At 26.4% G+C, this 25,442-nt stretch carries 22 protein-coding genes, 3 pseudogenes and 1 CRISPR repeat array; of the genes and pseudogenes, 2 read left to right on the forward strand and 23 right to left on the reverse strand.

Features of this window, described 5'->3' with window-relative positions:
* Positions 1-141: 141 nt before the first annotated feature.
* The 4 genes from HMPREF9127_RS05330 to HMPREF9127_RS05345 all read right to left on the reverse strand — a co-directional run bounded on the left by HMPREF9127_RS05330 (position 142) and on the right by HMPREF9127_RS05345 (position 5,433).
* On the reverse strand, positions 142-1,401 hold the full coding sequence (locus tag HMPREF9127_RS05330; RefSeq protein ID WP_009448599.1) for a Glu/Leu/Phe/Val family dehydrogenase: 1,260 nt from the start codon (positions 1,399-1,401) through the stop codon (positions 142-144).
* A 9-nt stretch (positions 1,402-1,410) separates the two neighbouring features.
* Positions 1,411-3,306 carry an ABC-F family ATP-binding cassette domain-containing protein gene (locus HMPREF9127_RS05335; protein WP_009448666.1) on the reverse strand — a complete coding sequence of 632 codons (1,896 nt, stop codon included), beginning with the start codon at positions 3,304-3,306 and terminating at the stop codon, positions 1,411-1,413.
* The gene (locus HMPREF9127_RS05340; RefSeq protein ID WP_009449114.1) at positions 3,303-4,502 is read right to left on the reverse strand and encodes an O-antigen ligase family protein; all 1,200 of its coding nucleotides are present in this window, start codon (positions 4,500-4,502) and stop codon (positions 3,303-3,305) included. Before HMPREF9127_RS05340 ends, HMPREF9127_RS05335 begins: the two co-directional genes overlap by 4 nt.
* A 283-nt stretch (positions 4,503-4,785) precedes the next feature.
* A complete protein-coding gene (locus HMPREF9127_RS05345; protein ID WP_009448526.1) occupies positions 4,786-5,433 on the reverse strand; it encodes a redox-sensing transcriptional repressor Rex in 648 nt (215 codons plus the stop codon).
* Between the two features lie 422 nt (positions 5,434-5,855).
* On the opposite strand from HMPREF9127_RS05345, the gene HMPREF9127_RS09310 reads away from it, so the two are divergent.
* Positions 5,856-6,080, forward strand: coding sequence for a cyclic nucleotide-binding domain-containing protein (locus HMPREF9127_RS09310; RefSeq protein WP_255261753.1), 225 nt, complete (start codon positions 5,856-5,858; stop codon positions 6,078-6,080).
* Positions 6,081-6,474: 394 nt separating this feature from the next.
* On the opposite strand, the gene HMPREF9127_RS09315 is transcribed toward HMPREF9127_RS09310, so the two are convergent.
* From HMPREF9127_RS09315 to HMPREF9127_RS05420, 16 genes and pseudogenes are all read right to left on the reverse strand, one after another.
* On the reverse strand, positions 6,475-6,798 hold the full coding sequence (locus tag HMPREF9127_RS09315; protein WP_009448730.1) for a PALP domain-containing protein: 324 nt from the start codon (positions 6,796-6,798) through the stop codon (positions 6,475-6,477).
* The gene (locus tag HMPREF9127_RS05355; RefSeq protein ID WP_009448968.1) at positions 6,753-7,586 is read right to left on the reverse strand and encodes a diaminopropionate ammonia-lyase; all 834 of its coding nucleotides are present in this window, start codon (positions 7,584-7,586) and stop codon (positions 6,753-6,755) included. Before HMPREF9127_RS05355 ends, HMPREF9127_RS09315 begins: the two co-directional genes overlap by 46 nt.
* A gap of 47 nt (positions 7,587-7,633) precedes the next feature.
* The gene (locus HMPREF9127_RS05360; protein WP_009448754.1) at positions 7,634-9,025 is read right to left on the reverse strand and encodes a hypothetical protein; all 1,392 of its coding nucleotides are present in this window, start codon (positions 9,023-9,025) and stop codon (positions 7,634-7,636) included.
* 359 nt (positions 9,026-9,384) lie between these two features.
* A complete protein-coding gene (locus HMPREF9127_RS05365) occupies positions 9,385-10,149 on the reverse strand; it encodes a hypothetical protein (RefSeq protein WP_009448683.1) in 765 nt (254 codons plus the stop codon).
* Position 10,150: 1 nt separating this feature from the next.
* Positions 10,151-10,996: a 23S rRNA (uracil(1939)-C(5))-methyltransferase RlmD gene (gene rlmD / locus HMPREF9127_RS09320; RefSeq protein WP_482198257.1), complete on the reverse strand. Its 846-nt coding sequence runs from the start codon at positions 10,994-10,996 to the stop codon at positions 10,151-10,153.
* Entirely contained in the window at positions 10,969-11,469 is a 501-nt protein-coding gene (locus HMPREF9127_RS09325; protein ID WP_009449111.1) for a TRAM domain-containing protein, read from the reverse strand. The genes rlmD and HMPREF9127_RS09325 overlap by 28 nt, the downstream gene beginning before the upstream one ends.
* A pseudogene (locus HMPREF9127_RS05380) lies at positions 11,469-12,112 on the reverse strand (ribonuclease E/G). The gene HMPREF9127_RS09325 and the pseudogene HMPREF9127_RS05380 overlap by 1 nt, the downstream one beginning before the upstream one ends.
* Positions 12,113-12,170: 58 nt before the next feature.
* Complete coding sequence (locus HMPREF9127_RS05385; protein WP_009448881.1) at positions 12,171-12,545, reverse strand: S1 domain-containing protein; 375 nt, start codon at positions 12,543-12,545, stop codon at positions 12,171-12,173.
* A gap of 9 nt (positions 12,546-12,554) precedes the next feature.
* The gene (locus HMPREF9127_RS05390; protein ID WP_009448512.1) at positions 12,555-12,818 is read right to left on the reverse strand and encodes a hypothetical protein; all 264 of its coding nucleotides are present in this window, start codon (positions 12,816-12,818) and stop codon (positions 12,555-12,557) included.
* 76 nt (positions 12,819-12,894) lie between these two features.
* Positions 12,895-14,526, reverse strand: coding sequence for a chaperonin GroEL (gene groL, locus HMPREF9127_RS05395; RefSeq protein ID WP_009449110.1), 1,632 nt, complete (start codon positions 14,524-14,526; stop codon positions 12,895-12,897).
* Between the two features lie 11 nt (positions 14,527-14,537).
* Positions 14,538-14,822, reverse strand: coding sequence for a co-chaperone GroES (locus HMPREF9127_RS05400; RefSeq protein ID WP_004833192.1), 285 nt, complete (start codon positions 14,820-14,822; stop codon positions 14,538-14,540).
* A gap of 444 nt (positions 14,823-15,266) precedes the next feature.
* Positions 15,267-15,986 carry a hypothetical protein gene (locus HMPREF9127_RS09330; protein WP_009448883.1) on the reverse strand — a complete coding sequence of 240 codons (720 nt, stop codon included), beginning with the start codon at positions 15,984-15,986 and terminating at the stop codon, positions 15,267-15,269.
* A gap of 302 nt (positions 15,987-16,288) precedes the next feature.
* A pseudogene (locus HMPREF9127_RS09335) lies at positions 16,289-17,200 on the reverse strand (hypothetical protein); the annotation flags it as partial.
* A gap of 9 nt (positions 17,201-17,209) precedes the next feature.
* Positions 17,210-18,154: a metal ABC transporter solute-binding protein, Zn/Mn family gene (locus HMPREF9127_RS05410; protein WP_009449033.1), complete on the reverse strand. Its 945-nt coding sequence runs from the start codon at positions 18,152-18,154 to the stop codon at positions 17,210-17,212.
* Between the two features lie 179 nt (positions 18,155-18,333).
* Positions 18,334-19,383, reverse strand: a complete 1,050-nt coding sequence (locus HMPREF9127_RS05415; RefSeq protein ID WP_009449082.1) for a ribonucleotide-diphosphate reductase subunit beta — start codon at positions 19,381-19,383, stop codon at positions 18,334-18,336.
* A gap of 12 nt (positions 19,384-19,395) precedes the next feature.
* Positions 19,396-21,921, reverse strand: coding sequence for a ribonucleoside-diphosphate reductase subunit alpha (locus tag HMPREF9127_RS05420; RefSeq protein ID WP_009448639.1), 2,526 nt, complete (start codon positions 21,919-21,921; stop codon positions 19,396-19,398).
* A gap of 348 nt (positions 21,922-22,269) precedes the next feature.
* Between HMPREF9127_RS05420 and trmB the strand changes: the two genes are divergently transcribed.
* Entirely contained in the window at positions 22,270-22,788 is a 519-nt protein-coding gene (gene trmB, locus HMPREF9127_RS05425; protein ID WP_255261756.1) for a tRNA (guanosine(46)-N7)-methyltransferase TrmB, read from the forward strand.
* Positions 22,789-22,855: 67 nt separating this feature from the next.
* Here trmB and HMPREF9127_RS05430 read toward each other — a convergent pair whose 3' ends face one another.
* The 3 genes and pseudogenes from HMPREF9127_RS05430 to HMPREF9127_RS09805 form a co-directional block, all read right to left on the reverse strand.
* Entirely contained in the window at positions 22,856-23,557 is a 702-nt protein-coding gene (locus HMPREF9127_RS05430) for an HAD family hydrolase (protein ID WP_009448642.1), read from the reverse strand.
* A 342-nt stretch (positions 23,558-23,899) separates the two neighbouring features.
* A complete protein-coding gene (locus tag HMPREF9127_RS05435; protein ID WP_004833183.1) occupies positions 23,900-24,406 on the reverse strand; it encodes a hypothetical protein in 507 nt (168 codons plus the stop codon).
* Between the two features lie 33 nt (positions 24,407-24,439).
* Positions 24,440-24,643, reverse strand: a pseudogene (locus HMPREF9127_RS09805) (alpha/beta fold hydrolase); the annotation flags it as partial.
* A gap of 130 nt (positions 24,644-24,773) precedes the next feature.
* A CRISPR array of direct repeats spans positions 24,774-25,330; the repeat unit is 30 nt; unit sequence ATTTACATTACAGTATGTTTCTATTTAAAC.
* Positions 25,331-25,442 lie beyond the last annotated feature (112 nt).

Genomic DNA, 25,442 nt, shown 5'->3' on the forward strand with positions numbered 1-25,442 from the left:
GGTCTTTTTTATCTCTAAATAGAGAAAAAAAAACCAATTTACCAAAATTTAATTTATTCTATTATACTTTATTTTTCTTATACTAATATGATAAAATATTTTTTAAATTATGTCAAGTACAAAAACAAATTATTTAATAAATTATATTCTTGATCTCAATTTTAATATCTTATAAAGTCTTAGTACTGAATAAATATAAGAAGCTAACCTCATTGTTACACCATATTCATCTTTTATATTCATTATTTCGTTATATGCTAATAACATTTTATATTCTACTTTATTTAAAACATCATCTTCTGTCATATCAATACCTGATATATTTTGAACCCATTCAAAATATGAAGCAATTACTCCACCTGAATTTGCTAAAATATCAGGAATTACTCCAATATCCTTTTGCCTTAAAATTCCATCGGCAATATAATCAACAGGACCATTAGCACCTTCAACAATTAATTTTGCTCTAATTTTTTTTGCTTCTTCTTCTGTAATTGCATTTTCTAAAGCACAAGGAATAAGCACATCTACATCTAAAGAATAAAATTGATCAATTGAAATATGTTTAGCATTTTCATAGTTAATTAAAGTATTATATTTTGCAAAATGAGAAATCAACTCTGAAATATTAAAACCGTCTTCATTATAGATTGTATAGATGCCGTGTTCACTATCATACTCTGAAATTGACAAAATATTACCACCCATTCTTGCTAAATGTTTTGCAGTATTAGATCCTACATTACCAAAACCTTGAATTGCAATCTTTGAATCCTTGATATTAACACCAATTTTCTTTAGTGATTCTCTTGTAATAACAGCAACTCCTACACCTGTAGCTTCTTTTCTACCATAAGAACCACCAAAACCTAATGCCTTACCTGTAAAAGTAGCAAGTGTATTATTACCGGTTAATTTTATATATTCATCTAACATCCAAGCCATAATTTTTTCATTAGTATTTACATCAGGAGCAGGAATATCAAATCTGTCTCCAATATATTTATAAAGTTCTTTTACATAACCTCTTGAAAGTTTTTCAAGTTCATTTTCAGATAATTCATCTACATCTACAATTATTCCACCTTTTCCGCCACCGAAAGGAAGATGAGTAGCTGAACATTTTAAACTCATCCAAATAGAGAGAGCTTTAACTTCATCGCCATTTACAGAAGGATGAAATCTGATACCCCCTTTATATGGCCCCATAACATCACAATGTTGCGAACGATAGCCTTTAAAAATCCTGAATTTTCCATCATCCATTTTAACAGGAATATTTATTTCAATAGTTCTTTCAGGTTCTTTTAAAAGTTCATATAAACTACCATCTAAATTTAAAATTTCACAAGATTTTTTTAAAATCATTTGGACATTTTCTAACGGATTTACACTATGCATACAATTCTCCTATAAATAATTTTCCCATTCTAAATATAAATTTTCCTTTTCTTTTATCAACTTAGATAAATCTTCGCTAATTTTTAAAAATTTATCTTTATTATTAAAAATTTCAGGATTTTGAATATCTTTGTTTAAAAGTTCAATTTTATCTTCAATTTCAAAAATTTTATTTTCAATTTCCTGTAATTTTTGTTTTTTAGCTCTTTCTTGTATTTCTATTTCTCTTTTTTTCTTCTTCTCTTTTTCAACTTCTGTTTTTGAAATTACTTTTTCTTCTACTTCATTTTTTTCATTTAACTTTTCTAAAAAATAGTCATAATTTCCATAAAATTCAGTTATTCTTTCGTCTTCCAAATACCAAATCTTATTGACTACCTTATTCAAAAAATATCTATCATGTGAAATTGTTAATACAGTTCCTGAATAATCAACAATTGCTTTTTCTAAAATCTCTTTGCTTTCGATATCCAAATGGTTTGTAGGTTCATCTAAAAGCAAAAAATTAGATTTGGATAACATAAGTTTCAAAAGTTCAAGTCTTGCTCTTTCTCCACCACTCAGTTCTCCAACTGACTTAAACAAATCCTCATCATAAAAGTTAAATTTTGCAAGATGACTTCTAACTTCAAAATTATTCATTCTTGGATAAGCATCCCAAAATTCTTCCATAACAGAATTTTGATTATTCAAAGTTTTTTGTTCCTGATCATAGTATCCAAGTGAAACTCTGGCACCTAAATCACAACTACCTTTAATTGGCTTTAAATCTTTACAAATAATTTTAAATAGAGTTGTCTTTCCAACTCCATTTTTACCAACAAGACCAATCTTATCTCCTTTGTATATATTTAGGTTTATATTATCAAATAAATTCTTATCAACAAATCCCATTGATAAGTCTGAAATTGTCAAAACATCTTTTCCAGATTCAACTTCCGGAACAAGTTTTAATTTCATAGAATTTTTATAAATTTCAGGATTTTCAACTAAATCAATTTTTTCAAGCAGTTTACGCCTTGAACTTGCCTGTTTTATAAATCGATTATTTCCATAATTTTCAAATCTTTGGATAATTTCTTTTTGTCTTGAAATCTCTTTTTGCTGCTTTTCATAGAGATGTCTATTTATTTCAAACTCTTTTTCACGTCTTGAAACAAATTCATCATAACCACAATTAAAACTTTTCAATTTCTTATTTTCTATCGAAAAAATCCTATTACAAACAGAATTTAAAAAATATCTATCATGTGAAATTATTAGACAACTTCCCTTGTAATCTCTAAGATAAGATTCTAAAAACTGAATTGACTCTATATCTAAATGGTTAGTAGGTTCATCGAGTAAAATCATATTTGACGGTTTAAGTAAAATTTTAGCTAGATGCAATCTACTCTTTTGTCCACCACTCAAATTATTTACAGATTTGGAAAAATCCGACTCTAAAAAGCCAAGTCCGAACAAAACTCCTCTAACCTTTGAGTTATATGAATAACCGCTATTCTCTTCAAAATAATGTCTTTTACTTTCATAAATATCAAAAAGTTTATGAATTTCATCTTCACTTAAATTTTTATTTCCCATTTCAATTTCTAATTCTCTAATTTCTTTTTCAAGTAAAATTATATCTTCAAAAACTTCCAAACACTCTTCATAAACTGTTTTATCGCTTGTATATGAAATATTTTGCCTTAAGATAGATAAATTTACATTTTTAGCAAAATTTATATCTCCACTATCAAAAGATAAATCTTTAGTCAGAATGTTAAATAAAGTAGTTTTTCCACTCCCGTTATCTCCAACAATTCCTACCTTATCTCTATCAGAAATTGAAAATGTCAAATCTTCTAATATATTCTCATTCAAAAACGACTTAGTTAAGTCATTAACACTTAAAATAATCATAAAGCACCCTTTTGGAAAATAAACTTGGATTCAAAAGAACTAACCTTTCCAACCGCAAGTAAAACACTAAAATAAATATATGCAGTTTGATGCCAAAGTATTGTAACATCCAACATACCATGTAAAATAACAACAACTGTTAAAGCAATTACAAGTCTAAATAAATTTCTTTTTCTTATACTATATACTAACTTAAATATTCCAATAAAAAGCGGAGCAATTACTAAAATACCGACAATTCCGAAATTTATAAGTATATCTAATACAATATTATGAGCATGATTAGCAGGATGAGTTACCCAACTTGTATTTTGATATGCCATAGGACCACTTCCAAACAAATAAGTTTGTTTAAATAATTTTATTGCATTTTCCCAAATCTCTTTTCTTGTTCCTAAAGAATTACCAATAAATTCATATCTAGGAAAAATCCTGTTTGAAAAAATCATTAGGATAACTATAACTACTGTAAATACTCCAAGAAATGCAAATACTTTTTTATTATTTTTTGTTAAAGAAAGTACTAAGGTTGCAATTAAAATTGTAGGTAAAGCAGTTCTGTTTTCAGTTAAAAAGAGAACAATGAATGCAAGTGTACTTACACACAAAAAATACAATCTATTATTTTTATCCTTATTAGATAAAAAGTAATACATCGCTATTATAATTATAAATTCACATATTGTCGCATAATAATTTGTATTAAAAAACGATGATATAGGTCTATGCAAAGACATATATTCTATAAATTCATACATCTTTAAATTCATACTTAATTTCTTATACAAAACTGAAAGAATAGTTAAAATAAAACAAAATATCGAAACAAGCATATATAAATTTATAATTTTTGAAAATAATTTTCTATTTATAATTGTTCTATAATACATAAAAAACATGGAGAATTCAAATATAATAATTGAAACTCCTATACCATATAAATTTTGTTTTAAAACAGATACAATAAATATAAGACCTGTAAATGCTAAAATATTCTTAACATAAGGAGTTCCTTTTAATACAGGAATAATTTTTCCGGTTACTAATAAATAGAAAAATAGAGCATTAAACGAAAAACTAAAAATAAAAGGTAAAAATACCGTAAATGAAACTATTAAAATTAAAAGTTCATCTACATTAAGCTCATACTTTTCTAATATTCCATTAACATAATTCATATATTTTAAGCCTCTCATAAGCTATCTAACAATATTTTTAAGTTGTAATTATTAACAACTTTTATTAATAATAAAATTTTAATCTAATATAAGTTTTATATATAAATTTTCTCAAAAAACAAATACAATTATTGTACTTTTCACTAAATTGATAATCTTTAAAACACTAAAATTTTTAATAAAACTTATTCCAATTATAGCATAAAAACAAAAAAATAAAACTCTTTAAAAAGAGTTTTATCCTATAATTATAAAGCATCAAGTTTTATAAAAATAACTTAATAAAAATATTCAACATAACTTATCTTACACCAGGATAATCTTTTAGACTATTCATATAATATGTAAGAGTCAATAGGCTTCCATCTAAATGTACATTTTCCAAAACAACATTTTTTGGTAATTTTAAGTCAATAGGTGCAAAGTTCCAAATTCCCTTTATACCACAAGCAACTAATTTATCTGTAATTTCTTGTGCAGGTCTAGCAGGAATTGCCAAAATAGCAATATCAACTTTTTCTTTAGTAACAACTTCTTCCAACTCTGAAATATCTTTTACAACAACGTCATTTTGTTTGCTTCCGATGATTTCTGGAGAATTATCAAAAATTCCTACAACCTTAAAGCCTTTTTTTCTAAATCCACTATAATTTAACAATGCACTTCCGATATTTCCAAATCCAATAATAACTACATTATAAGGTTTATCAACACCCATAATTTTTTCTAATTCAATTTTTAACTCTTCAACATTGTATCCATAACCTTGTTGTCCAAATGCTCCAAAATGATTCAAATCTTGTCTAATTTGTGAAGCAGTCAAACCTGTAATTTTACTTAATTCTTGGGAAGATACTCTAATTATTCCCTTATCTCCAATAAGTTCAAGGTATCTATAATATTTAGGTAAACGTTTTATAACTGCAACAGAAATTTTCTCATCTAACATAATAGCCTCCTACCATCTTTTTCTTTTTTAATTAATTTTTTTAATATGTAAATTTAAAAACGTACTCCCGTTTTAAGTATTATAACACCTATTCAAATTTATTGCAATATTTTTTACAATGTTTTTTACAATACATAACTAATTTCTTTAATCTTTGTCAGTTTATTCCTACTATAATAAAAATTTTTTAATACTTTTTAAACAAAATATCTTGAAAAATGTAAATAAAAGTTTTAAAATATAGTTAATATATTTTAGGAGGTAAACTTGAATAACTTTGAAATAATAAAAGAATGTCCAATTTTTGAAAATTTTACAATAGATGAAATAATGGAAATATTTTCAGTAGTTTCCTTTTACGAAAAACAATACAAAAAAATGATATAATTCTAGCTGAAAATACGAAAATAGAATATTTTGGAATAATTACAAATGGAAAAATAGCTGTGTCAAATTTTGACTACTTTGGAAATAGAAACATACTTAATGTTTTTGAAAAAGGAGATTCATTTGGTGAAGCCTTAGTTTCATTAGAAATGCAAATCCCTCATGAAGTGATTTCTCTTACAAATTCATCTGTAATCTGGATTAAATATAAAAGTCTTTGTAAATCTCAAAATTACCAAAAAATTCTAAATAATTTTTAATTATAATCTCTATGAAAAATTTAATTTTAAATAAAAAATTACACATTTTATCTAAGAGAACTACAAGAGAAAAAATTTTAGAATATCTTTCTAATCAAAAAAAGCTTCTATCATTAGATAGTAACTTTGAAATAAATCTAAATAGAAATGAAATGGCAGATTACCTAGCACTAGATAGGAGTAATCTTTCAAGAGAGCTTGGAAAATTAAAAAAAGAAGGAATAATAGACTTTGAAAAAACAAATTTAAACTACTATAAAAGACCTGTAAAATCACAGGTCTTTTGTTTTAAGAATTTAATTGTTCCAATCTCCATTAATAATTTTTCTATAATTTTCCGGATCAGTATCTCCTTCTGTATTAATCAAAAGAATAACAGAATTTTCATCTATTTTCATTTTTTCTTAATCTCTTCCATAGAAGGTTCTGCCAAAACTCCAAGTAATGCACCCATTGTTGAAGCACCTGATTCTCCAGAAATAATTTTTAAATCTTCTCCTTTATTAAAGGCGTAGGCTCTCATTCCATCAACTGCCATTTCATCAGAACCGGAAATGTAAAAATCAGTATAATTCCATATAATTGGCCAAATAAGACTACAAGTTGTTCCGCAATTCAATCCTGCCATAATAGTTGTTGGAGCTCCACCTACAGAATAAGATTTACCATCTCCTATCTCTGCAGAACGATAAATACAATCTGCAACATTTGACTCCACAATAGTAAATATAGGTTTTTATTTTTATAATGTTCTACAAAATATGCAATCATTCCACCAGCCATTGAACCAACTCCTGCCTGTAAAAAAATATGTGTAGGAATTACATTTAATTTTTCTAACTCATCAGTGATTTCATAAGCCATTGTAAGATACCCTTGAATAATCCAAGTCGGAATTTTCTCATATCCATCCCAAGATGTATCTTGAATTAATATCCAACCATGTTTTTTACTCATTTCTAAAGCATATTTTACTGTATCATCATAACTTAAATCTGTAATCTCTACTTCAGCAGGTCCAACTTTACGAATTGCTTCTGCACGAACTTCCGCTGTTCCATAAGGCATATATACATGAGCTTTACATCCAAATAATCCTGATGCCCAAGACACACCTCTACCATGATTTCCGTCTGTACATGTTACAAATTCAATCTGCTCAAGTCTTTTTCTATACTTATCAGATAATAAATCATTTAAACTTGTAGTATCCGGATTAAGATTTAATTCATCACATAAAATTCTAAACATCGCATAGCTTCCACCAAGCCCTTTAAATGCATTTAGTGAAAAACGCTTTGATTCATCTTTTACATAGATTGCACCAACATTCAACTTTGAAGCTAAATTAGTAAGACAAATTAGTGGAGTTTTCTTGTATTCCTCAATTTGCTTATGAAATTTCAATACAGCCTTCGCCTGTTCTTCTCCATATAATTTTATATCCAATTCCTTTTTTGTATTTGAACTTTCAAGAACTTTTATCTTTTCAAATTTACTATCCATTTTAAAATCTCCTTTCAAATTGACCGTAAAATTATAAAACTTAAAATTTAATATTCATTATCTATTTCATCTAATTCATCCTCAGTACATTTTCTTAAAATATGTTTTACTTTATTAAGTGGATAAGGAACATATTTTTCCTTATAATATTCTACACTTTTAACTTCCACTATTTCCACTTTGTTTTTATCTCCTGCAGGAACTAAAACATAATCTCCCTCACTGATGGAATCATCTGTAGTTATATAATAATAGTATTTATATGAATTTCTAAATTCAACTTTGCAATAAATAAATTCTCCATACTCACGTCTTGGCTTATCATAAAAATCCTTACTTAAAACTTCAATTTTATAAAAATATATCATAAAACTCTTAATTTCTTCAATTATTTCTTTCCATTCATAAGGAAGTCCTTCTTTATCATAAGAACCCTTAAGAACTTTTCTAGGAGATTTTTTAAAATCTACAATCATCTCATAATCTCTTTTTTCGTTAGGAATTTCAACAAAATTATCATTTTTTTCTCTAGTCTCAAGCATATTTGGATCATATAAAGCCTCTAATAAATCTTTAAAATGTTTATTTACATTTAATTTCATATAATAATTTACATCATCACTTATCTGAGTATGTTCAATAGAATTGCTATCCCTATCTAAAATAAGTTTTTCAGTATATACAAAATCCTTATTATCTACATTTTTAACATTCTTATAATCTAACTGAATTCGATTAATTTTATCATACTCATAATTATCAAATAAAATTAAATTATCATAATTCAATATTTCTCTAATTTTTTCGGAAAGACTTTCTCCATCAACTCTTATATTATATCTTAAATTACCTTCATATCTATAACTTTCATAATCTGAATCTGTAAGTTCCATTTGCCAATATCCAATTTCTTTTGAATGTTCTAAACTGTAATAAACATAATTATCCTCTAAAAATTTAGAAATCAGCTTAAAAATTTTCTTTACTTCTTTATCATCAATTTTAAAATTCTTTATACTTGTACTTTCCTTTTGCTTTTTCCAATAATAATAATTTGAAACACAGACCTCTCCATTAATATTTATAAAAATATTCTGTTCAATCTCCTTAAGTTCTTCATTAGGAAATCTATAACCAACATTATTTGAAGTTATTTTTATCTCATTTATTTTCTTTCCAATTGAAAAAGGATTCATCCTTAAAACATTAAGAATATGAGTAAAAATACAATCAATACATAAGCGATATTCTTTTATATCTCTACAATATTTAAAACCTTTAAATTTAATTAGTAAAATTGATGTAAGAGCAGCTAAATCTAAATAATGCTCTATAACATATTTTAATTTAATATGAGATTTAATTTTTCTAAAGAAATTCTTTGAAAAACGCAAGCCTGAACTTTCAAAAATATCTAATTTACAATATTCATTAAACATCTTATTAAAATTTTCTTAAATTCATATTCATTTACATTAGTAATATAATCTTTCCAATTATTTATAAATTGATAAAGACCTAATTTATCCATAATTACTCCATAAAAATATTTTAACAATTATTTTTAAAAATAGATTTTATAAAAAAATTCATATCATCTAAATTTTTGAATTTTTAACTGTCAACTATGAAAAAATTAAATATTTAATAGATTTTATAAATATTATTTTATTAATAATATTTATAAAATTTTCTAATAATACTGCTCATATTACATATAAAATGTAAGATATTTAATTACAAAAATAATTATTAAGATTTAAATAATACATTATATTCTTCAATTCTTCTACGTTATCTATTTTTTTGATTTACACTTATAGCAAACTCTGTACCCTCTATAAATAATCATTCTAATACAATAAGCTATAATTATATTTAATTCGTTTGGCTTTAAATTTTTCAAATCCCAATTAAATTCATTTTTTCCCCAGTAAATAGGTCTCTTATTTTCATCAACCATTTCATTCAAATAATTTTCGACTATAAAATCATCCCAATTTTTATTTTTATCAATCCATTCTGTCTTTATCCAATAATGTAAATTACTTTTCGATGACCTGAGAGATTTCCCATGTTCTATTTTTTCCCTAATTTTATCATCTTTTAAACTATCTCCATCTTTCTTCTCATTATTAAATATCTGTTTTATAAGATATAATTTTCGAGAAAAATTATCTGTTCCAACCTTTCCTCCCAAATTTCCTCCTTCACCTATTGGCAAGTAATTTCCAACTGTATGATAAATGTCTTTAAAAATTTTAAATAAACGAATTGACTCTAAATCAGAATTTTCATCTATAAATTTAAATACAGATACTGTTGTTAATACATCTCCAACGATATCAATAGAGTATTTTTCATCTTCATTATTTTTAGAAAGCCATGCTCCAGATGTTGTCATTTGATTCCTTTTCTTATTATATTTATTAAACTTATATTTTTCTAGAAAATCGTACTTTGTTTTATAAATATTTACAATTTCTTCTGATACCTCGGTATGTTCACATTTCTCAGATTTAATTTCTTTTAAATAAGGATATTCATTTATAATGTTTTTCAATTTATACATCTCCTTTCTGAATCTCAACTACCACTTCACAATGCACTGTTTTACTAAACATATCACATAGTTTTACTTTCTTTAATTCAAATCCACTGTCGATAAAATATTTTAAATCTCTTGTAAGTGTCGCTCTATTACAACTTACATATACAACTTTTTTGATATCATTTTTGATAATAGTATCTACAACCTTTTTATCAAGTCCTTTTCGTGGAGGATCTACGGAAATTATATCTATATTATTGTTTTTTAATATTTCTTCAATTTTTTCTTCACTTTTACCATATAAAAACTCAACATTTTTCACATCATTTAGTTTTAAATTTTCTTTAGCGTCTTTTACTGCATCTTTTACAACTTCTACACCGATTACCTTTTTAAAATTTTCTGAAAAATATATACTTGTTGTTCCTATTCCAGAATATAAATCCAATAAATTTTTATCTTTGTTTTCTCCTAAAAAATCTTTAGCTATTTTGTATAAATTTTCAGTTTGAAATCTATTTACTTGAAAAAAGCTCTTTGGAGAAATATTAAATTCATATTTTCCGATTTTATCAGTAAAATTCTTCTTTGAAAATATTAATTTACTTTCTTGTCCCATAATTATACTTGCTTTTTTAGGGTTTATATTTATATATCCACTTACTAATTTTTCATATTCATTTAAACTTTTTACAAAATTTTGAGCTTCTACTATATTTTCTTTTACAACAACTGTAATCATAATCTCAGACTTGTAATTTGACCTTATGCTGATATTTTTTAAAATTCCATCATCAGTATTTACATCATAGGACTTAATTTTAAATTCTTTTAATTTTCTTGTAAAAATGGTAAAAATTCATTTATACTCTCATCACTTAATGGACAATTTTCAAGTTTTATTTTGCTTTCCCCATTATCCACACAGTAACAAAGTTCAAAATTTTCATTTGTCTTTAATTCAATTTTATTTCTATAATTTAAGTTGTTTTTATTTTCTAAAATTTCAACATTTTCTAATTCTATGCCTATATTTTTTCTAAGGCTGTCTAAAAACATCTTTTTCTTTAATTCAAGTTCTTTTTCATATTTTAAATTTATAAAATGATAGATATCTGTTAGTTTTTCATCGTATAGATTTTCTCTGTATTCACTATATTTCAAATATTTTTTAACAAATCCGTTAGAAAATTTTTTCTTTTTTTGAGTAATTTCAACATCTACAATATCTCCAACAAGTCCACCTTTTACAAAAACTATTCCCTCTTCACTTTTTGCAACTCCAAGTCCCTCATTAGTATTGTCAATTATTTCTAAATTTCTTAATTCCATTATTTTCCTCTTTGTCTTGTAATTTCATATAATCCAAGTTTTGTAAATCCATGAAAATTCCAAATCTTATTATCAAAAATTTGTATTTCCTTAATTTTTTCTTCCAAAATTTCTTTTTCTTTTGTTTTCATATTTATAAAATCTACAATTATTATTCCCGAAATATCTCTAAAAGAAATCTGTCTAATAATTTCCTCAATTGCAATTAAATTTACAGATAATGCATTTTTACTTTTATTTGTTTCATTTGTTTTTTCTTTGAATTTACATCTATTACCGTAAGAGCTTCTGTTTCTTCTATAACTATATTTATATCTTCAACTTCAACTATCTTTTTATTTAATCCCTCTAGATATACTCCGATATTGTAGTCATATCTTGGAGAGTATTCCTCATCGTATTTTAATTCACTTTTCAAAAATTTATTATCTTTAAAACTCTTATATATCTCTTTATCATTTAATATACAGCAATATTTTTCATTATCAAATAGAAAGTCCTCTAAAAAATTCTCCTTTTTGTAGATTAATTTCGGAACCGGTAAATTATGTAAACTATCTACTATTTCTTGCATTTTTTTTACATTTTTTCTTATATCATTCAATAAAGTGTCTTCATCACAATCGACACTTTTTGTTCTCAATTTTACTGAAAAATTTGATTTTATATTTTTTATTTTACTAAATCAAAGTTATGTTCTTTTAATTTTTTGAAATCAAAATATCTTCTCTATTTTTGTAAGATATAACTGAAAACATTGAAGAAACAGAAAAATTCATTGAAACATTTGGTGCTTTTTCTCCTGCATTTATTTTGTAAATCTCAACAAAAATAACATCTCCAACTTTTACTTCTCCAATAGTATCTTTAAAGTCTAAAAATCCATTTTTTCCATTTTTAAGTTCTACAAAAAAACATTGTAATGAATCAACTTTTTTTACAACCCTTACTCTATATATATCTCCAATTTCAAAATCACTAAATACTTTTACAAAATAGGAGTTTAACTTTGAATTTATAACTTTTCCATATTCAATTTTTTCTTCATTTTTGTATATAAATAAATAATCTTTCAAAACTTTCTCCTATTCAACATATTCAAAATTATTCTTTTTATATAAAAATTTTTTCAACAACCCACAAAAATATACACAAAAAATATAATTAAGCTGTGCAAGATTATAATTATACTCTAAAATTAAATTTCTATCTTCTCTAATATTTCTCTCTTCACTTAAATTTTTCAATTTTTTAAAAATCTTATTAAATTGATAATAATAAAAACTTTGATGTATCACTAAAATAGCAATACTAACTAAAAACATAATATTAAAAAATAATTTAATCATAAAAACTCCATAAAAAAAGAACTTGGTTAATCCAAGTTCTATTTTACCATAAATTTATCTATAAGTTAACTACTTTCTACATATATCCCATTCCAGGATTCATTCCGCCAGGCATTTGTCCCATTGGTTCATCTTTAGTTACATCAGCAACAGCAGCTTCTGTTGTTAAAACCATAGATGCCACACTTGATGCATTTTGAAGTGCTGATCTAGTAACTTTTGTAGGATCAACAATTCCATTTTCAAGCATATTTACATATTTTTCACTTAAAGCATCAAAACCAATTCCAACTTCAGCATTCTTAACATTTTCAACGATAACTGAACCTTCTAAACCTGCATTGATTGCAATTTGTCTGACCGGTTCTTCAAGTGCTTTAACAATTATATTAACACCTGTTCTTTCGTCTCCATTAGTTTTTTCAAGAAGTGCTTTAACTTTTGGAATTACATTTAACAATACAGTTCCACCGCCAGGAACAATACCTTCTTCTACCGCTGCTCTTGTAGCTGCAAGTGCATCTTCTATTCTTAACTTTCTTTCTTTAAGTTCTGTTTCAGTAGCTGCACCAACTTGAATTACTGCAACTCCTCCAGCAAGTTTAGCAAGTCTTTCTTGTAATTTATCTCTATCATATTCAGAATCGCTTATTTCTATTTGATTTCTAATTAAAGCAACTCTTTCTTCAATAGCTGATTGTTCTCCTGCTCCATTAACGATAACAGTAAGTTCTTTTCCAACAGTTACTCTTCTTGCCTTACCTAACATTTCAATAGAAGTTTCTTTTAATTCATATCCTAAATCTTCTGAAATAACTGTACCACCTGTTAAAATTGCAATATCTTGTAGCATATCTTTTCTTCTATCACCAAAAGCAGGTGCTTTTACAGCTACACAGTTAAATGTTCCTCTTAATTTATTAACAACAAGAGTTGCCATTGCTTCGCCTTCTACATCGTCAGCAATAATTAAAAGTGGTTTTCCTTGTTGAACAATTTGTTCTAATACAGGTAAAACTTCTTGAATATTAGTAATCTTTTTATCAGTAATTAAAATATATGGATCTTCAAGTTCAGCTTCCATTTTTTCAGTATTAGTTACCATATATGGAGAAACATATCCTCTATCAAATTGCATACCTTCAACAACTTCTAAAGTTGTTCCCATACTTCTAGATTCTTCAACAGTGATAACACCGTCTTTTCCAACTTTTTCCATTGCATCAGAAATTAATTTTCCAACTTCTTCATCGGCTGCAGAAATTGATGCTACTTGAGCAATACTTTCTTTTGTTTCAACAGGTTTTGAGAATTCTTTAATTCCTTCAACAGCCTTATCAACTGCTTTTTTAATTCCCTTTTGAATAATCATTGGATTTGCTCCTGCTGCAACATTCTTTAAACCTTCTCTGATAATTGCTTGTGCTAAAAGTGTTGCTGTAGTTGTACCATCACCTGCAACATCATTTGTCTTAGTTGCAACTTCTTTAACAAGTTGTGCTCCCATATTTTCATAAGGATCTTCCAATTCAATTTCTCTTGCAATAGTAACACCGTCATTTGTAATAAGTGGTGAACCGAATTTTTTATCTAAAACTACATTTCTTCCCTTTGGTCCAAGAGTAACTTTAACTGTATTTGAAAGTTTATTAATACCAACTTCCATTCCTTTTCTTGCTTCTTCATTAAATTTAATTTCTTTAGCCATTTAAAAACCTCCTAATCTTCAACTACTGCTAAAACATCAGCAATTTTTACAACAATATATTCTTTTTTATCAAGTTTAACTTCAGTTCCTGCATATTTTGAGAATATTATTTTATCTCCAACTTTAATTAAATCTTTTTTATCTTCATCCTTTAAAATTTCATCACCAATTGCTAAAACTTTAGCAACACTAGGTGCTTCTTTTGCAGAAGTAGGAAGAACTATACCTGAACTTGTCTTTTCTTCTACCTCAACCATTTCTATAACTAATTTATCTCCTATTGGTTTTAATTTCATAACATACCTCCTATTAAAGTTATTAGCAGTCTATTAACTTGAGTGCTAATTAATTACAAATATATTATACCACATAAAACATAATTTATAAACATTTTTATAAAAAATTTTATTTAAAATATTTTATTATCTGATTTTATTTTTTCTTTAATAACTAACTCAATAATTTTCCTCGCAATCTATGATAATTTTGATAACAACATCTAAAGAAATATCATCAATTTATTCACATATAATATTTAATATAACAGAAATCTTAACCCAATTAGTGTGAGATCTCTCCGCTTCGGTCGAGATGACGTATTGTTGGATTTTCATTTCAAAGAAAAGTGACGTGAAATATTTTTTACATTCTAACTTGTAAACTATAAGTAACTTTTAGTATCAAAAAATCACTCAATTAGATTTTACTCTATTTGAGTGATTTTAAATTTAGAAGATTAATTAAATTGTAATATTATTTCTTCTCATTTTCCTTTTCTTCTGATTTTTTTGATTTTCAGTTTTTGATTTTTCTTCTACTTTCTTTTCTTCAACTTTTTTATCTAAATTATTAAGCTCTTTATTTTCTACAATATCTTTATTTGAATCTTCCTTTATATTATTTTTTTCTTCTGATTTTAGAGATTTATCCTTATTTGAGTTTTTATCATCTTTATTTTCATCAGCTTTTTTATCCTCAAAATTAGGAATGTAATTATTATCTTCTTCATCTTCATAATCTTCATCATCTGAAACAGCTTTTTTTGGCGCTTCAGGTAATTTCTTTTTATATCTAATCTCTCCATTTACTTTTTCAAAATCAGCTAAACTGAATGTTAATGTCTCATCATTTATATAAACATAAGCAATATCTCCAATAATATTTACATCTGTTTCATCTTCAAGATTATAAACTTTCATAAGATATTTCACTACTTCTTGTCTATCAACAGTTATTTTAGACTCAATTTCTGCATTTGGATTTTCAATTATATATTTTAGAGCAGATACTATTTCTTTTGCAGTACAATCTCCATATTGACCTGCTTTAGCATTTTGAATAATTTGCTTTATAGTTATTGCATGATAGTGATTCCCATGTAACCAATAAAAAATTCCTTTAGTTTCCCCGTTTGAGCCGTAAACAGCTAATGTTGTATTTAAATCTCCATAATGTCTCATTGCTCTAAGATTACTGTCAAGATATGGAATTACTTTATCTTTTATTTCCGCTTTTACACTTTCATAAGTAAATAATTCATTTTCATCTACACCAATATCAGAATGGTCACTTCCTTCTTTGATATATTCTGCATCAGGATAATGACTTTTTGGGTTTTCGTGAACAACTCCAACTTCCTTATCTCCAATATATAAATGCCAATGATCTCCATGATCTACAATTTTTGTTACACCTTTCGGCCATTCAAATGGTTTTTATTTTCATCTCCGTGATTACCTTGATATTCTCCAAATTCAGCTTCAGGATAAAGTGATTTTGGATTAGTATATGTGATTCCTTCATTCCCCTTTGAATCATAAATATGATAATGGTCTCCGTGTTTTAAAATCTTTACTATATCATATCTGTCAACAGGATTTTTTCCCAAAACATTTACTATATTTAGATTCTTTCTAGCTTCAAATAATTTTTCACTAGCACTTGGAACATTTGGTTTTTCATTTTCTGTATTATCTTGTGAATCTCCATGATTTCCTTTATATTCTCCAACTTCTGCATTTGGATATTTTGAAGTAGGATCAGTATAACTAATATACTCTTTACCACTTTCAGTATATATATGCCAATGATCTCCATGTCTTAAAATCTTTACAACTTTATCTTTTTTCTCTTCAATAATATTTGTATGTGAATAGTTATTTGAATTTCCTCTATTCCTATTAGAACTATGTGAGCCTACATAAGTTCCAACAGTAATATTAGGAAACATACTAGATGGATTTTCATAAGTTAAATATTCTTTTCCATCTGCTGTATAAACATGCCAATGGTCCCCGTGTTTTAAAATTGATGTTACATTTAATCCTCTTAACTTACTCTTTGAAACAACACTAACAAGAGAAAGTGAATTTCCATCGCCTAATTTTGAAGGATCTGTATAAGTAATATGTTCTTTACCGTCTTTCGTAAAAACATGCCAATGGTCTCCGTGCTTATATGACCTGACTATATCATCTTTTTTTATTTCCGCATCAATTAAAACTTCTGTAGTTTCATCTTTTTTATAATTCGTTTCTTTTTCTACAAATTCAAATTTTTTAGTAGAAGATTTTTCCTTTTCTTCCTGTTTTTTTGAACAGCTTGTAAGTAAAATTGCACTACAAACTAAAATCAAATTCATTTTATAAATTTTATTCTTTAAATTTTTACTCATAATATCTCCCTATTCACTAAAAGATTTAACTAAAGCATTTAAATTTAATTCCATTAACTTTAAATATCCCATTTCAATTTCTTCATCTGTCAAATTTTCCATTGTATATAAAGTATCTGTTTTTGTGTTAGTATTTTTAGCAAGTGTTTCTGCTACTTTTGGAGTTGCTTTTCCTTCAAAGAAAATTGTATTTATTTTATATTTCTTAACAAAATCTGCAATTTTTTGAAGTTGCTTTGCTGATGGTTCATCTTCCGGTGATATACCTGTTACTGCAACTTGCTTTAATCCATAATCATTTGCTAAATAGTTGAAAGCGGCGTGACTTACAACAAAATATTTTTGTTTACTCGTAACTTTTGAAAGCTCTGTTTCAAATTTTTTGTCTAAAGCTCTAAATTCATCTTGTGCTTTTTTTAGATTTTCTTTATAATATGCTTCATTTTCAGGATCTATTGAAGAAATTTTTTTATAAATAGTATCAAGTTGAATAATTGCATTTTTTACACTAAGCCAAGTATGTGGATTTATTTTATCATGTCCATGGCTATCTTCTTTTTCATCTCCGTGATTATGTTCTTCTTCCAATCCATCTCCACTTTCTAACAAAGTTAAACCTTGTGATAGATTTAAAAACTTATTTTTATCCTTAACCGTATCTTCAATCGCAGAAATAAAGGATTCCATATTCGCACCATTATATATAATCAAATCTGCTTTTATAATTTCCTGCATATCTCCTGCTTTAAGTTCGAAGGAATGTGGTTCTTGATTTCCTTTTATTATCGTTTTAACTTCCATTTTATCCCCGACAATTCTCTTTGTAAGATCAGTTACAGGGAAAAAAGTAGTATAAATAACTTTTTTGTTTCCTTTTTGTTCAGTGGTTTTTTGTTCTTTAGTTTGTTCATTTTTATTTGATGAACAAGCAACTAAAAACATACAACTAATCATAATAATTGAAATAATTTTTTAAATTTTGTATTCATAAAAATCCCCTTTATTTTTAATGCAAATAATTCTTATTTGTGTTAATATTATACTACTTATTTTTTATTTTTCAATAGTTAAAATCAAAATTTTTACAAAAAAATACTACTTAATTGAAAAATCAATTAAGTAGTTTTTAAATTTTATAAATCGTCTAAATCATCATCTATTACACTTGCTTTTGAATAAGCTGATGGTTTTGCTTCAAAGAAATCTGTCTTTATTGCATTTGGGTCTGAATACTCACTAACCCACTTCATGCTTTCTGGTTCTTCATCATAACCATCATAAAGTTTACCAAAGTTTAAAGCAGTGCTTCTTAAGTTTCCAAGATATTTTATATAATCTTCAACCATTTGCATTGTAAGACCTGGAATATTTTCCCCCAACACGTATTTTCCCCAAGCTATTTCTTGTTCTACACCTGTTTTAATCATATCTTTATATACAGCAACTTTTTCTTCTGTAAATAATTCCGGTTCTTCATTTTGTAATTCTAAAATCATTTTTTTGAATAACCAAAGATGCGTATTTTCATCTCTATTTATATATCTGATTTCTTGTACTGAGCCAGGCATTTTCCCATTTCTTCCTAAATTATAGAAAAACATAAATCCTGAATAGAAGTAAACCCCTTCAAGAATATAATTTGCAACCATTGTCTTTACTAAACTATATGGATCTTTATTTTCTTGAAACTCATTATATAAGTCTCCAATGAATTTATTTCTTGCAAGAAGATGTTCATCATCTCTCCATTGATATAAAATATTTGTTCTTTCTTCAGGAGAACATATACTATCTAACATATATCCATAACTTTGTGAATGGATAGCTTCTTGATAAGCTTGAATAGTAAGACAAAGATTAATTTCATTTGCTGTAATATATTCTCCAATATATGGAAGATTAGCAGTTTGAATACTGTCTAAAAATATAAGAAAACTTAAAACTTTATCAAAAGCAGTTTTTTCATATTCATCTAATATTTTATAATCTTTTAAATCTTGGAATAAATTTATTTCTTCCGGAATCCAGAAATTATTCATGGCATTACGGTACCATTCAGTAGTCCAAGTATATTTTACATTGTTAAAATCATTTAGATTTGTTGTATTTCCATTTATCATTTTTCTTTTTGATAATTCAATATCTCCATTTTCATTAAATAGAGCTTTTTTATTTAATTCCATAATATCTCCTTCCTATGCTGAACAGCTATCGCATTCTTCAATATCTAAACTCTTACTTCTAATATAATAAATACTCTTTAAACCAACTTCACAAGATAAAATCAAAAGATTTAAAATTTGACTCATCTTATAGTCTGTTGTAATATAAAGATTTAAACTTTGTCCTTGATCAATATGTCTCTGTCTAACTCCACCGGCTTTTATAGACCAAGTTTGATCTACTTCGTGAGCATTTTCATAAAGCCAAAATGTTTCAGGAGTTAAATCAGGAGCAACTCTCGGAATAATTGAACCTTTTTTCTCTTCAAGGAAATATCTCATCATAACAGGATCTACACCTGCTGTAGTTCCTGCGATAATAGAAGTTGAACCTGTAGGAGCAACAGCTAAAAGATAAGCATTTCTAAGTCCGTTTTTAGCAACTTTTTCTTTAAGTTCAATCCATTCTTCAGAATTGTATTCTCTTTTTTCAAAATATTTTCCATTTTGCCATTCTGAACCTTCAAAATATTTATAACTTCCTTTTTCTTCAGCAATCTTTGAACTTTCCTTAATAGCAAAATAATTTATTTTTTCATAAACTTTATCCATAAATTCTAAATGTTCTTCTGTTTGCCACATAATTTTATTTTTTACAAGAGCATGATGATAACCACTTGTTCCAAGTCCAATTGCTCTGTATTTTGCATTAGTTATTTTAGCAAAAGGCGTTGGATAGTAGTTTAAGTCAATTACATTGTCCAATGCTCTTATCATTGTAGAAACTACAAATTCCATTTCTTCATCATTTTTTAGGTCAATATTTCCTAGAACTAAACTTGCAAGATTACAAACTACAAAATCTCCGGCTTTAACATCAGTTACAACATGATCTTCTCCATCTATTTGTAAAATTTTATCTTCAACATCTAAAATTTCTTTCATATTTTGCATTATTTCAGTACAAAGATTTGAAGAGTAAATCATTCCCTTATGTGAATTTGGATTTGCATTATTTGCATTATCTCTATTAAAAATAAATGGAGTTCCTGTTTCAACTTGACTCTTTAGAATTAATTTAACTAAATCTTTTACAGTTAAAATTCTTTTATCAAGTCTTGGCTCTTTAATACAAAGTCTGTATTTTTCTTCCCACTCTTCTCCGTAAAAATCTTCCAAACAAAAGCCCATTACTTCTTTTACTTCATGCGGACAGAATAAATACCAATTAGAATTGATATTTTCCTTTGCTAAACGCCAGAATAAATTAGGGAAACAAATAGCAGGGAAAACATCATGAGCTTTCATTCTGTCATCTCCATTATTTGTTCTAAGATTTAAGAACTCCGGAATATCTCTATGCCATACATCTAAATATACAGCACAAGAACCTTGTCTAACTCCTAGTTGATCAACAGCAACTGCTGTGTCATTAGCAAGTTTTATCCATCTGATAACACCACCTGCAACCCCTTTAAATCCACGAATATCTGAACCATTGGCACGAACTTTCCCGAAATATAATCCCATTCCGCCACCATGTTTAGAAACTTGAGCAAAATTATCTATACTTCTGTAAATTCCCTTTAATGTATCAGGAACTGTATCTATAAAACAGGAAGAAAGTTGATGGAACGGCTTTCTTGCATTTGACATTGTAGGAGTTGCTACAGTTGCCTTTAAATTACTAAGCACATCATAAACTTTTTTTGCAAAAGAAACTCTATCTTTTTCAGGAATTGCAAGATGCATCGCAATACCCATAAACATTTCTTGCATTGTTTCAATTACTTTTTTATGTGAATCACAAATTAAATATCTCTTGTATACTAAATCTAAAGATGAATAAGTAAATAACTCATCTCTACTGTTATCTATATACTTTTCAAGCTCATCAATATCATCATTTGAATAATTTTCTAAAATATATTCTCCATATAAATTAGCTTTTGTTAAAACTTGTATCTTTGATTTAAAATCAACAATATGCCATTCTTTTTCATAATTTGAAATTTCTTTATGAATTTTATAAGCATAAATTCTAGCAGAAATATATTCCCAATTTGGATTTTCCTTTGAAGTCAATTCAGAAGATGCCTTTATCAAAAGCTCAACTTTTTCGTTCAAAGTTGAACTCGGTTTAACAAAGGATAAGAACTTTCTACATAATCTGTCAAGCTCATAACCCTCTGTTGAAAAATCTTTTTGAATTTTTGCAAGCACTTCAATCAAACTTTCATCTTCAATATATTCTCTAAAAGAATTTAATTCTTTTCTTAGTGAATTTCTCTTTTCTCTATATAAGATATAACTTTTTAAAGTTTCATAATGATTATTCTTAGTTAAAGTCTTTTCAACATAATCTTGAACTTCTTCAACACTTATACTTGAATTTTCATCCTTATCTTGTAAAATACTTTCAAATACCTCTTCTGCCAATTGTTTTGAAAGTACCTTTTTATCTTCATCACCAACACTAATAAATGCTTTATAAATTGCATTTTCTATTTTAGAAATATCAAATGATACTTCTGATAAATCTCTCTTTATAATCCTCAACAAAATCACCTCCGCAAATTTATACCCATTATAAAACAAAATATATATAGAAATCAAATTTTATTTTTAACTATATATAGTATGTTTTATAGTATTTTCAAAAATTTTTTGGTGGAAATAAAAATATCACTACAAGTAGTAAAAAATTTTTTTAAATTTTTCTTAAACTAAGAATATAATAAAAAATATGATATAATATTCGTGATAATAAAAATTTTTTATGAAAGGAAAATTCATGAGACTTAGAAAAAAATGGTGGGCAGTTCCGGAAATGAAAGAAAATGCTCAAGTAATATTTAATGCAGAAACTTAAAAGGAAATGGAACGAAGAATTTAAAATATAATCCAATAAATCTTGAACTCGGTTGTGGAAAAGGAAAATTTATAAGTGAAATTGCCGATGTAAATAAAGATATTAATTACTGTATATTAGATTTAGACACAAATGCAATAGTATATGCAACCAGAAAAATCAGAGATTTGGAATTATCAAATGTTCGTGCAATTCCCACAAATATTGAAAAAATTGATGAATTTTTTAACGAAAATTCTATATCCAGAATTTACATAAATTTCTGTAACCCTTGGCCAAAGAAAAGACATCATAAAAGAAGGCTAACTCATCCCAACTTTTTAGCAAAATACAATAAATTACTTGTAGAAGAAGGAGAAATACATTTCAAAACAGATGATGACAATCTCTTCGAAGCAAGTTTAGAATACTTTAACGAAAATGGTTTTGAAGTAATACTAATTACATATGACTTAGCAAACTTTGACTATCCACAAAACATAGAAACAGAATACGAAAATAAATTCAAATCATTAGGAATAAAAATAAAATTCTTAATAGCCAAGAAGAAATAATTATAAAAACAAACAAAAAGACAGCAATTCATACAATTGTTGTCTTTTTAATTTATAAACATTCAAATTATAAAGTTTTTAACTTTTCAATTAAATCTTCAAAACTTCCTTTTTCACAATTTACTTTACATTCAGGATAAGTATAAAGATAATCCGTTACTAAATAACAATTCATCCCTGCACTACTCGCAGCAAATATATCTTGTCTTTCATCATTTCCAATCATCAAACAGTCTTTCGGTTCAACATCCAATTTTTCACATAAATCTAAATAATACTTTGGATTTGGCTTTGAAAAAGAACTATTACTATAATGAGTAACATAATCGAAGTCATCAATATCTAGTCCTGTCCATTTCAATCTAACTAATGCATCTATAGGAAAAACTGGATTAGTAGCAAGAACAACTTTTCTTCCATTCTTCTTTGCAAGTTCAACGGCAACTTTCGCCAAACTATTTTCAGTTGAACACTTTTTTAACTTAGTAAAAAACTCATTTGCATAAAACTTTTTCAATACTTCTTTAACATTAGATAAATCAATATTTATATTACTATTAAACTTATCCCAAAAGGCCTCTTCATTAGTTCTCTTTCCATCATTTTTAATTATTTCATGAGTTGCAGTCCAAATAGTTTCAACAAGCTTCTTACTATCAATATTATACTCTGAAAAAACTTTTGACAATTCCGCAAAATAAATATCAACAAATAATTTCTCATCTAAAGGAAGCAAAGTTCCATCCAAATCAAAAAATATAGCTTTCATTTTTCCTCCAAACATATTACTAATTACATCAAAAATTATATAAAAAGTAATATTAATTCAAAATTTAAAGTCTTTTAAAGAATAAATATATTATAACCTATTTTTTTACAAATTAGCAAATGAATAAAATAAATATATTAAGCATTAAAAATTTTCCCAAAATAATGTATTGTTAATAATTGATTGATATTTTCCTTTTCCTTAACATTAACATTACAGTATGTTTCTATTTAAACGAATTGTAAAGTAACTATTAAGCATCATGAATATAAATTTACATTACATTATGTTTCCATCTATACAAAAAGTTCGGTGTTAATGAAATTTATCAAATATATTTATTTACATTAATGGAATAATTACCGTTAAAATGAATGCTAAAAGAATACTTGCAACACAAAATATAATAAGCTTATTCATTTGACTTTTCGTATTGAATCCAAAGTTGTCATATCCCTTCGCTCCGGCAGTTTCAGGGTAAATCTTTGCAGGCAACTTTAACTTTGTAAGCATAAGATAATCAAAAAATATGATATCAAATAATTTATATCCTTCAGTGATAATGAAAAATCTGATGAATGCACCAAAAAAAGACATATCAGTTTTTACCGTATCAACCATAGCCCATATAAAAACCGCTATTACTCCAACAAATCCGACTATCATAATACATACACCAATTATATTCACCCAAGAAGCTCTGTCCGGTATCTTCTCCATCATTTCCTTTATATCATCAGGTGCACCAAAATGTTTAGAGCCGAACTTCGGAATCACAATAATAAAGTCCATCATCATAAATATAGCTAATAGACACACCAGTCCCAACATAATAAGCGTCTTAATCATCTAAATTATTTCTCCTATAGTTTAATTTTATTCTTACAAAAATATTTTCAGTTTATATGCATATTCTTTCGGATACTCGTGCAAAAATTGTCCGTGTCACATACTTTCAAAAACTTCTGTTGAAATTTTAGCCAGATATCCTTTCAATTTCTTTTCACCCTTAGCTGAAATAGATTCTTCACTTCCACGTCAAAACAAGACCGGGTTAGAAAATTTTCTTAAATTATCTATAGTTTTTTGAATTATGGTAAAAAAATTTTTCCTATATCCCCTTATCTAATCAATCCTTAAAGTGGAATAATTTAAAAATTCTTTTAGTTTCTTTTTGAACAGTTTATCTTTCAGAAGCACTTCAAGCAATGTCGCAATTTACATTACAGTATGTTTCTATTTAAACTTAGCTGCAAAACCAATCGTGCTTTTTATAGCTAAACTCATATTTACATTACAGTATGTTTCTATTTAAACCACGAAACAGAGCTTGTACTCGGAAGAACAATAAAATTTACATTACAGTATGTTTCTATTTAAACTTAAGAAAGAAATATTATGGTTACACATAGAAGGATTTACATTACAGTATGTTTCTATTTAAACATTGTTCCACTTCATAAACTTGCACAATACAAACTTATTTACATTACAGTATGTTTCTATTTAAACAAAAAAAGAAATTTCAAAGTTTAAAGAATAATGCTCAATTTACATTACAGTATGTTTCTATTTAAACGCGAAGAAACTTGCTAGAATGAATGCTGAAGAAAATTTACATTACAGTATGTCTCTATTTAAACACTTGTTACATCATATACAACGAAAGAAGATGAAGATTTACATTACAGTATGTCTCTATTTAAACAAAGAAGTTGAAGATAAGAAGTTAGATTTTTCTAAATTTACATTACAGTATGTTTCTATTTAAACTAACTAATGTATTTAAAGAATTATTAAAGAAAGAAATTACATTACATCCTTTTGTAAAATAATGGATTCATAATTTTTCAATTTACATCCAATAATATTTGCGCTTTATATT

This window comes from Parvimonas sp. oral taxon 393 str. F0440 (assembly GCA_000223315.2).
Classification (GTDB): Bacteria; Bacillota; Clostridia; order Tissierellales; family Peptoniphilaceae; genus Parvimonas.

Excerpts from the sequence above, each read along its gene's own strand:
- HMPREF9127_RS05330 (WP_009448599.1), bottom strand. The coding sequence starts at position 1,401 with ATGCATAGTGTAAATCCGTTAGAAAATGTCCAAATGATTTTAAAAAAA.
- HMPREF9127_RS05335 (WP_009448666.1), bottom strand. The coding sequence starts at position 3,306 with ATGATTATTTTAAGTGTTAATGACTTAACTAAGTCGTTTTTGAATGAG.
- HMPREF9127_RS05340 (WP_009449114.1), bottom strand. The coding sequence starts at position 4,502 with ATGAGAGGCTTAAAATATATGAATTATGTTAATGGAATATTAGAAAAG.
- HMPREF9127_RS05345 (WP_009448526.1), bottom strand. The coding sequence starts at position 5,433 with ATGTTAGATGAGAAAATTTCTGTTGCAGTTATAAAACGTTTACCTAAA.
- HMPREF9127_RS05355 (WP_009448968.1), bottom strand. The coding sequence starts at position 7,586 with ATGGATAGTAAATTTGAAAAGATAAAAGTTCTTGAAAGTTCAAATACA.
- HMPREF9127_RS05360 (WP_009448754.1), bottom strand. The coding sequence starts at position 9,025 with ATGTTTAATGAATATTGTAAATTAGATATTTTTGAAAGTTCAGGCTTG.
- HMPREF9127_RS09325 (WP_009449111.1), bottom strand. The coding sequence starts at position 11,469 with ATGGAATTAAGAAATTTAGAAATAATTGACAATACTAATGAGGGACTT.
- HMPREF9127_RS05390 (WP_009448512.1), bottom strand. The coding sequence starts at position 12,818 with ATGATTAAATTATTTTTTAATATTATGTTTTTAGTTAGTATTGCTATT.
- groL (WP_009449110.1), bottom strand. The coding sequence starts at position 14,526 with ATGGCTAAAGAAATTAAATTTAATGAAGAAGCAAGAAAAGGAATGGAA.
- HMPREF9127_RS05400 (WP_004833192.1), bottom strand. The coding sequence starts at position 14,822 with ATGAAATTAAAACCAATAGGAGATAAATTAGTTATAGAAATGGTTGAG.
- HMPREF9127_RS09330 (WP_009448883.1), bottom strand. The coding sequence starts at position 15,986 with ATGAGACATTATGGAGATTTAAATACAACATTAGCTGTTTACGGCTCA.
- HMPREF9127_RS05410 (WP_009449033.1), bottom strand. The coding sequence starts at position 18,154 with ATGATTAGTTGTATGTTTTTAGTTGCTTGTTCATCAAATAAAAATGAA.
- HMPREF9127_RS05415 (WP_009449082.1), bottom strand. The coding sequence starts at position 19,383 with ATGGAATTAAATAAAAAAGCTCTATTTAATGAAAATGGAGATATTGAA.
- HMPREF9127_RS05430 (WP_009448642.1), bottom strand. The coding sequence starts at position 23,557 with ATGAAAGCTATATTTTTTGATTTGGATGGAACTTTGCTTCCTTTAGAT.
- HMPREF9127_RS05435 (WP_004833183.1), bottom strand. The coding sequence starts at position 24,406 with ATGATTAAGACGCTTATTATGTTGGGACTGGTGTGTCTATTAGCTATA.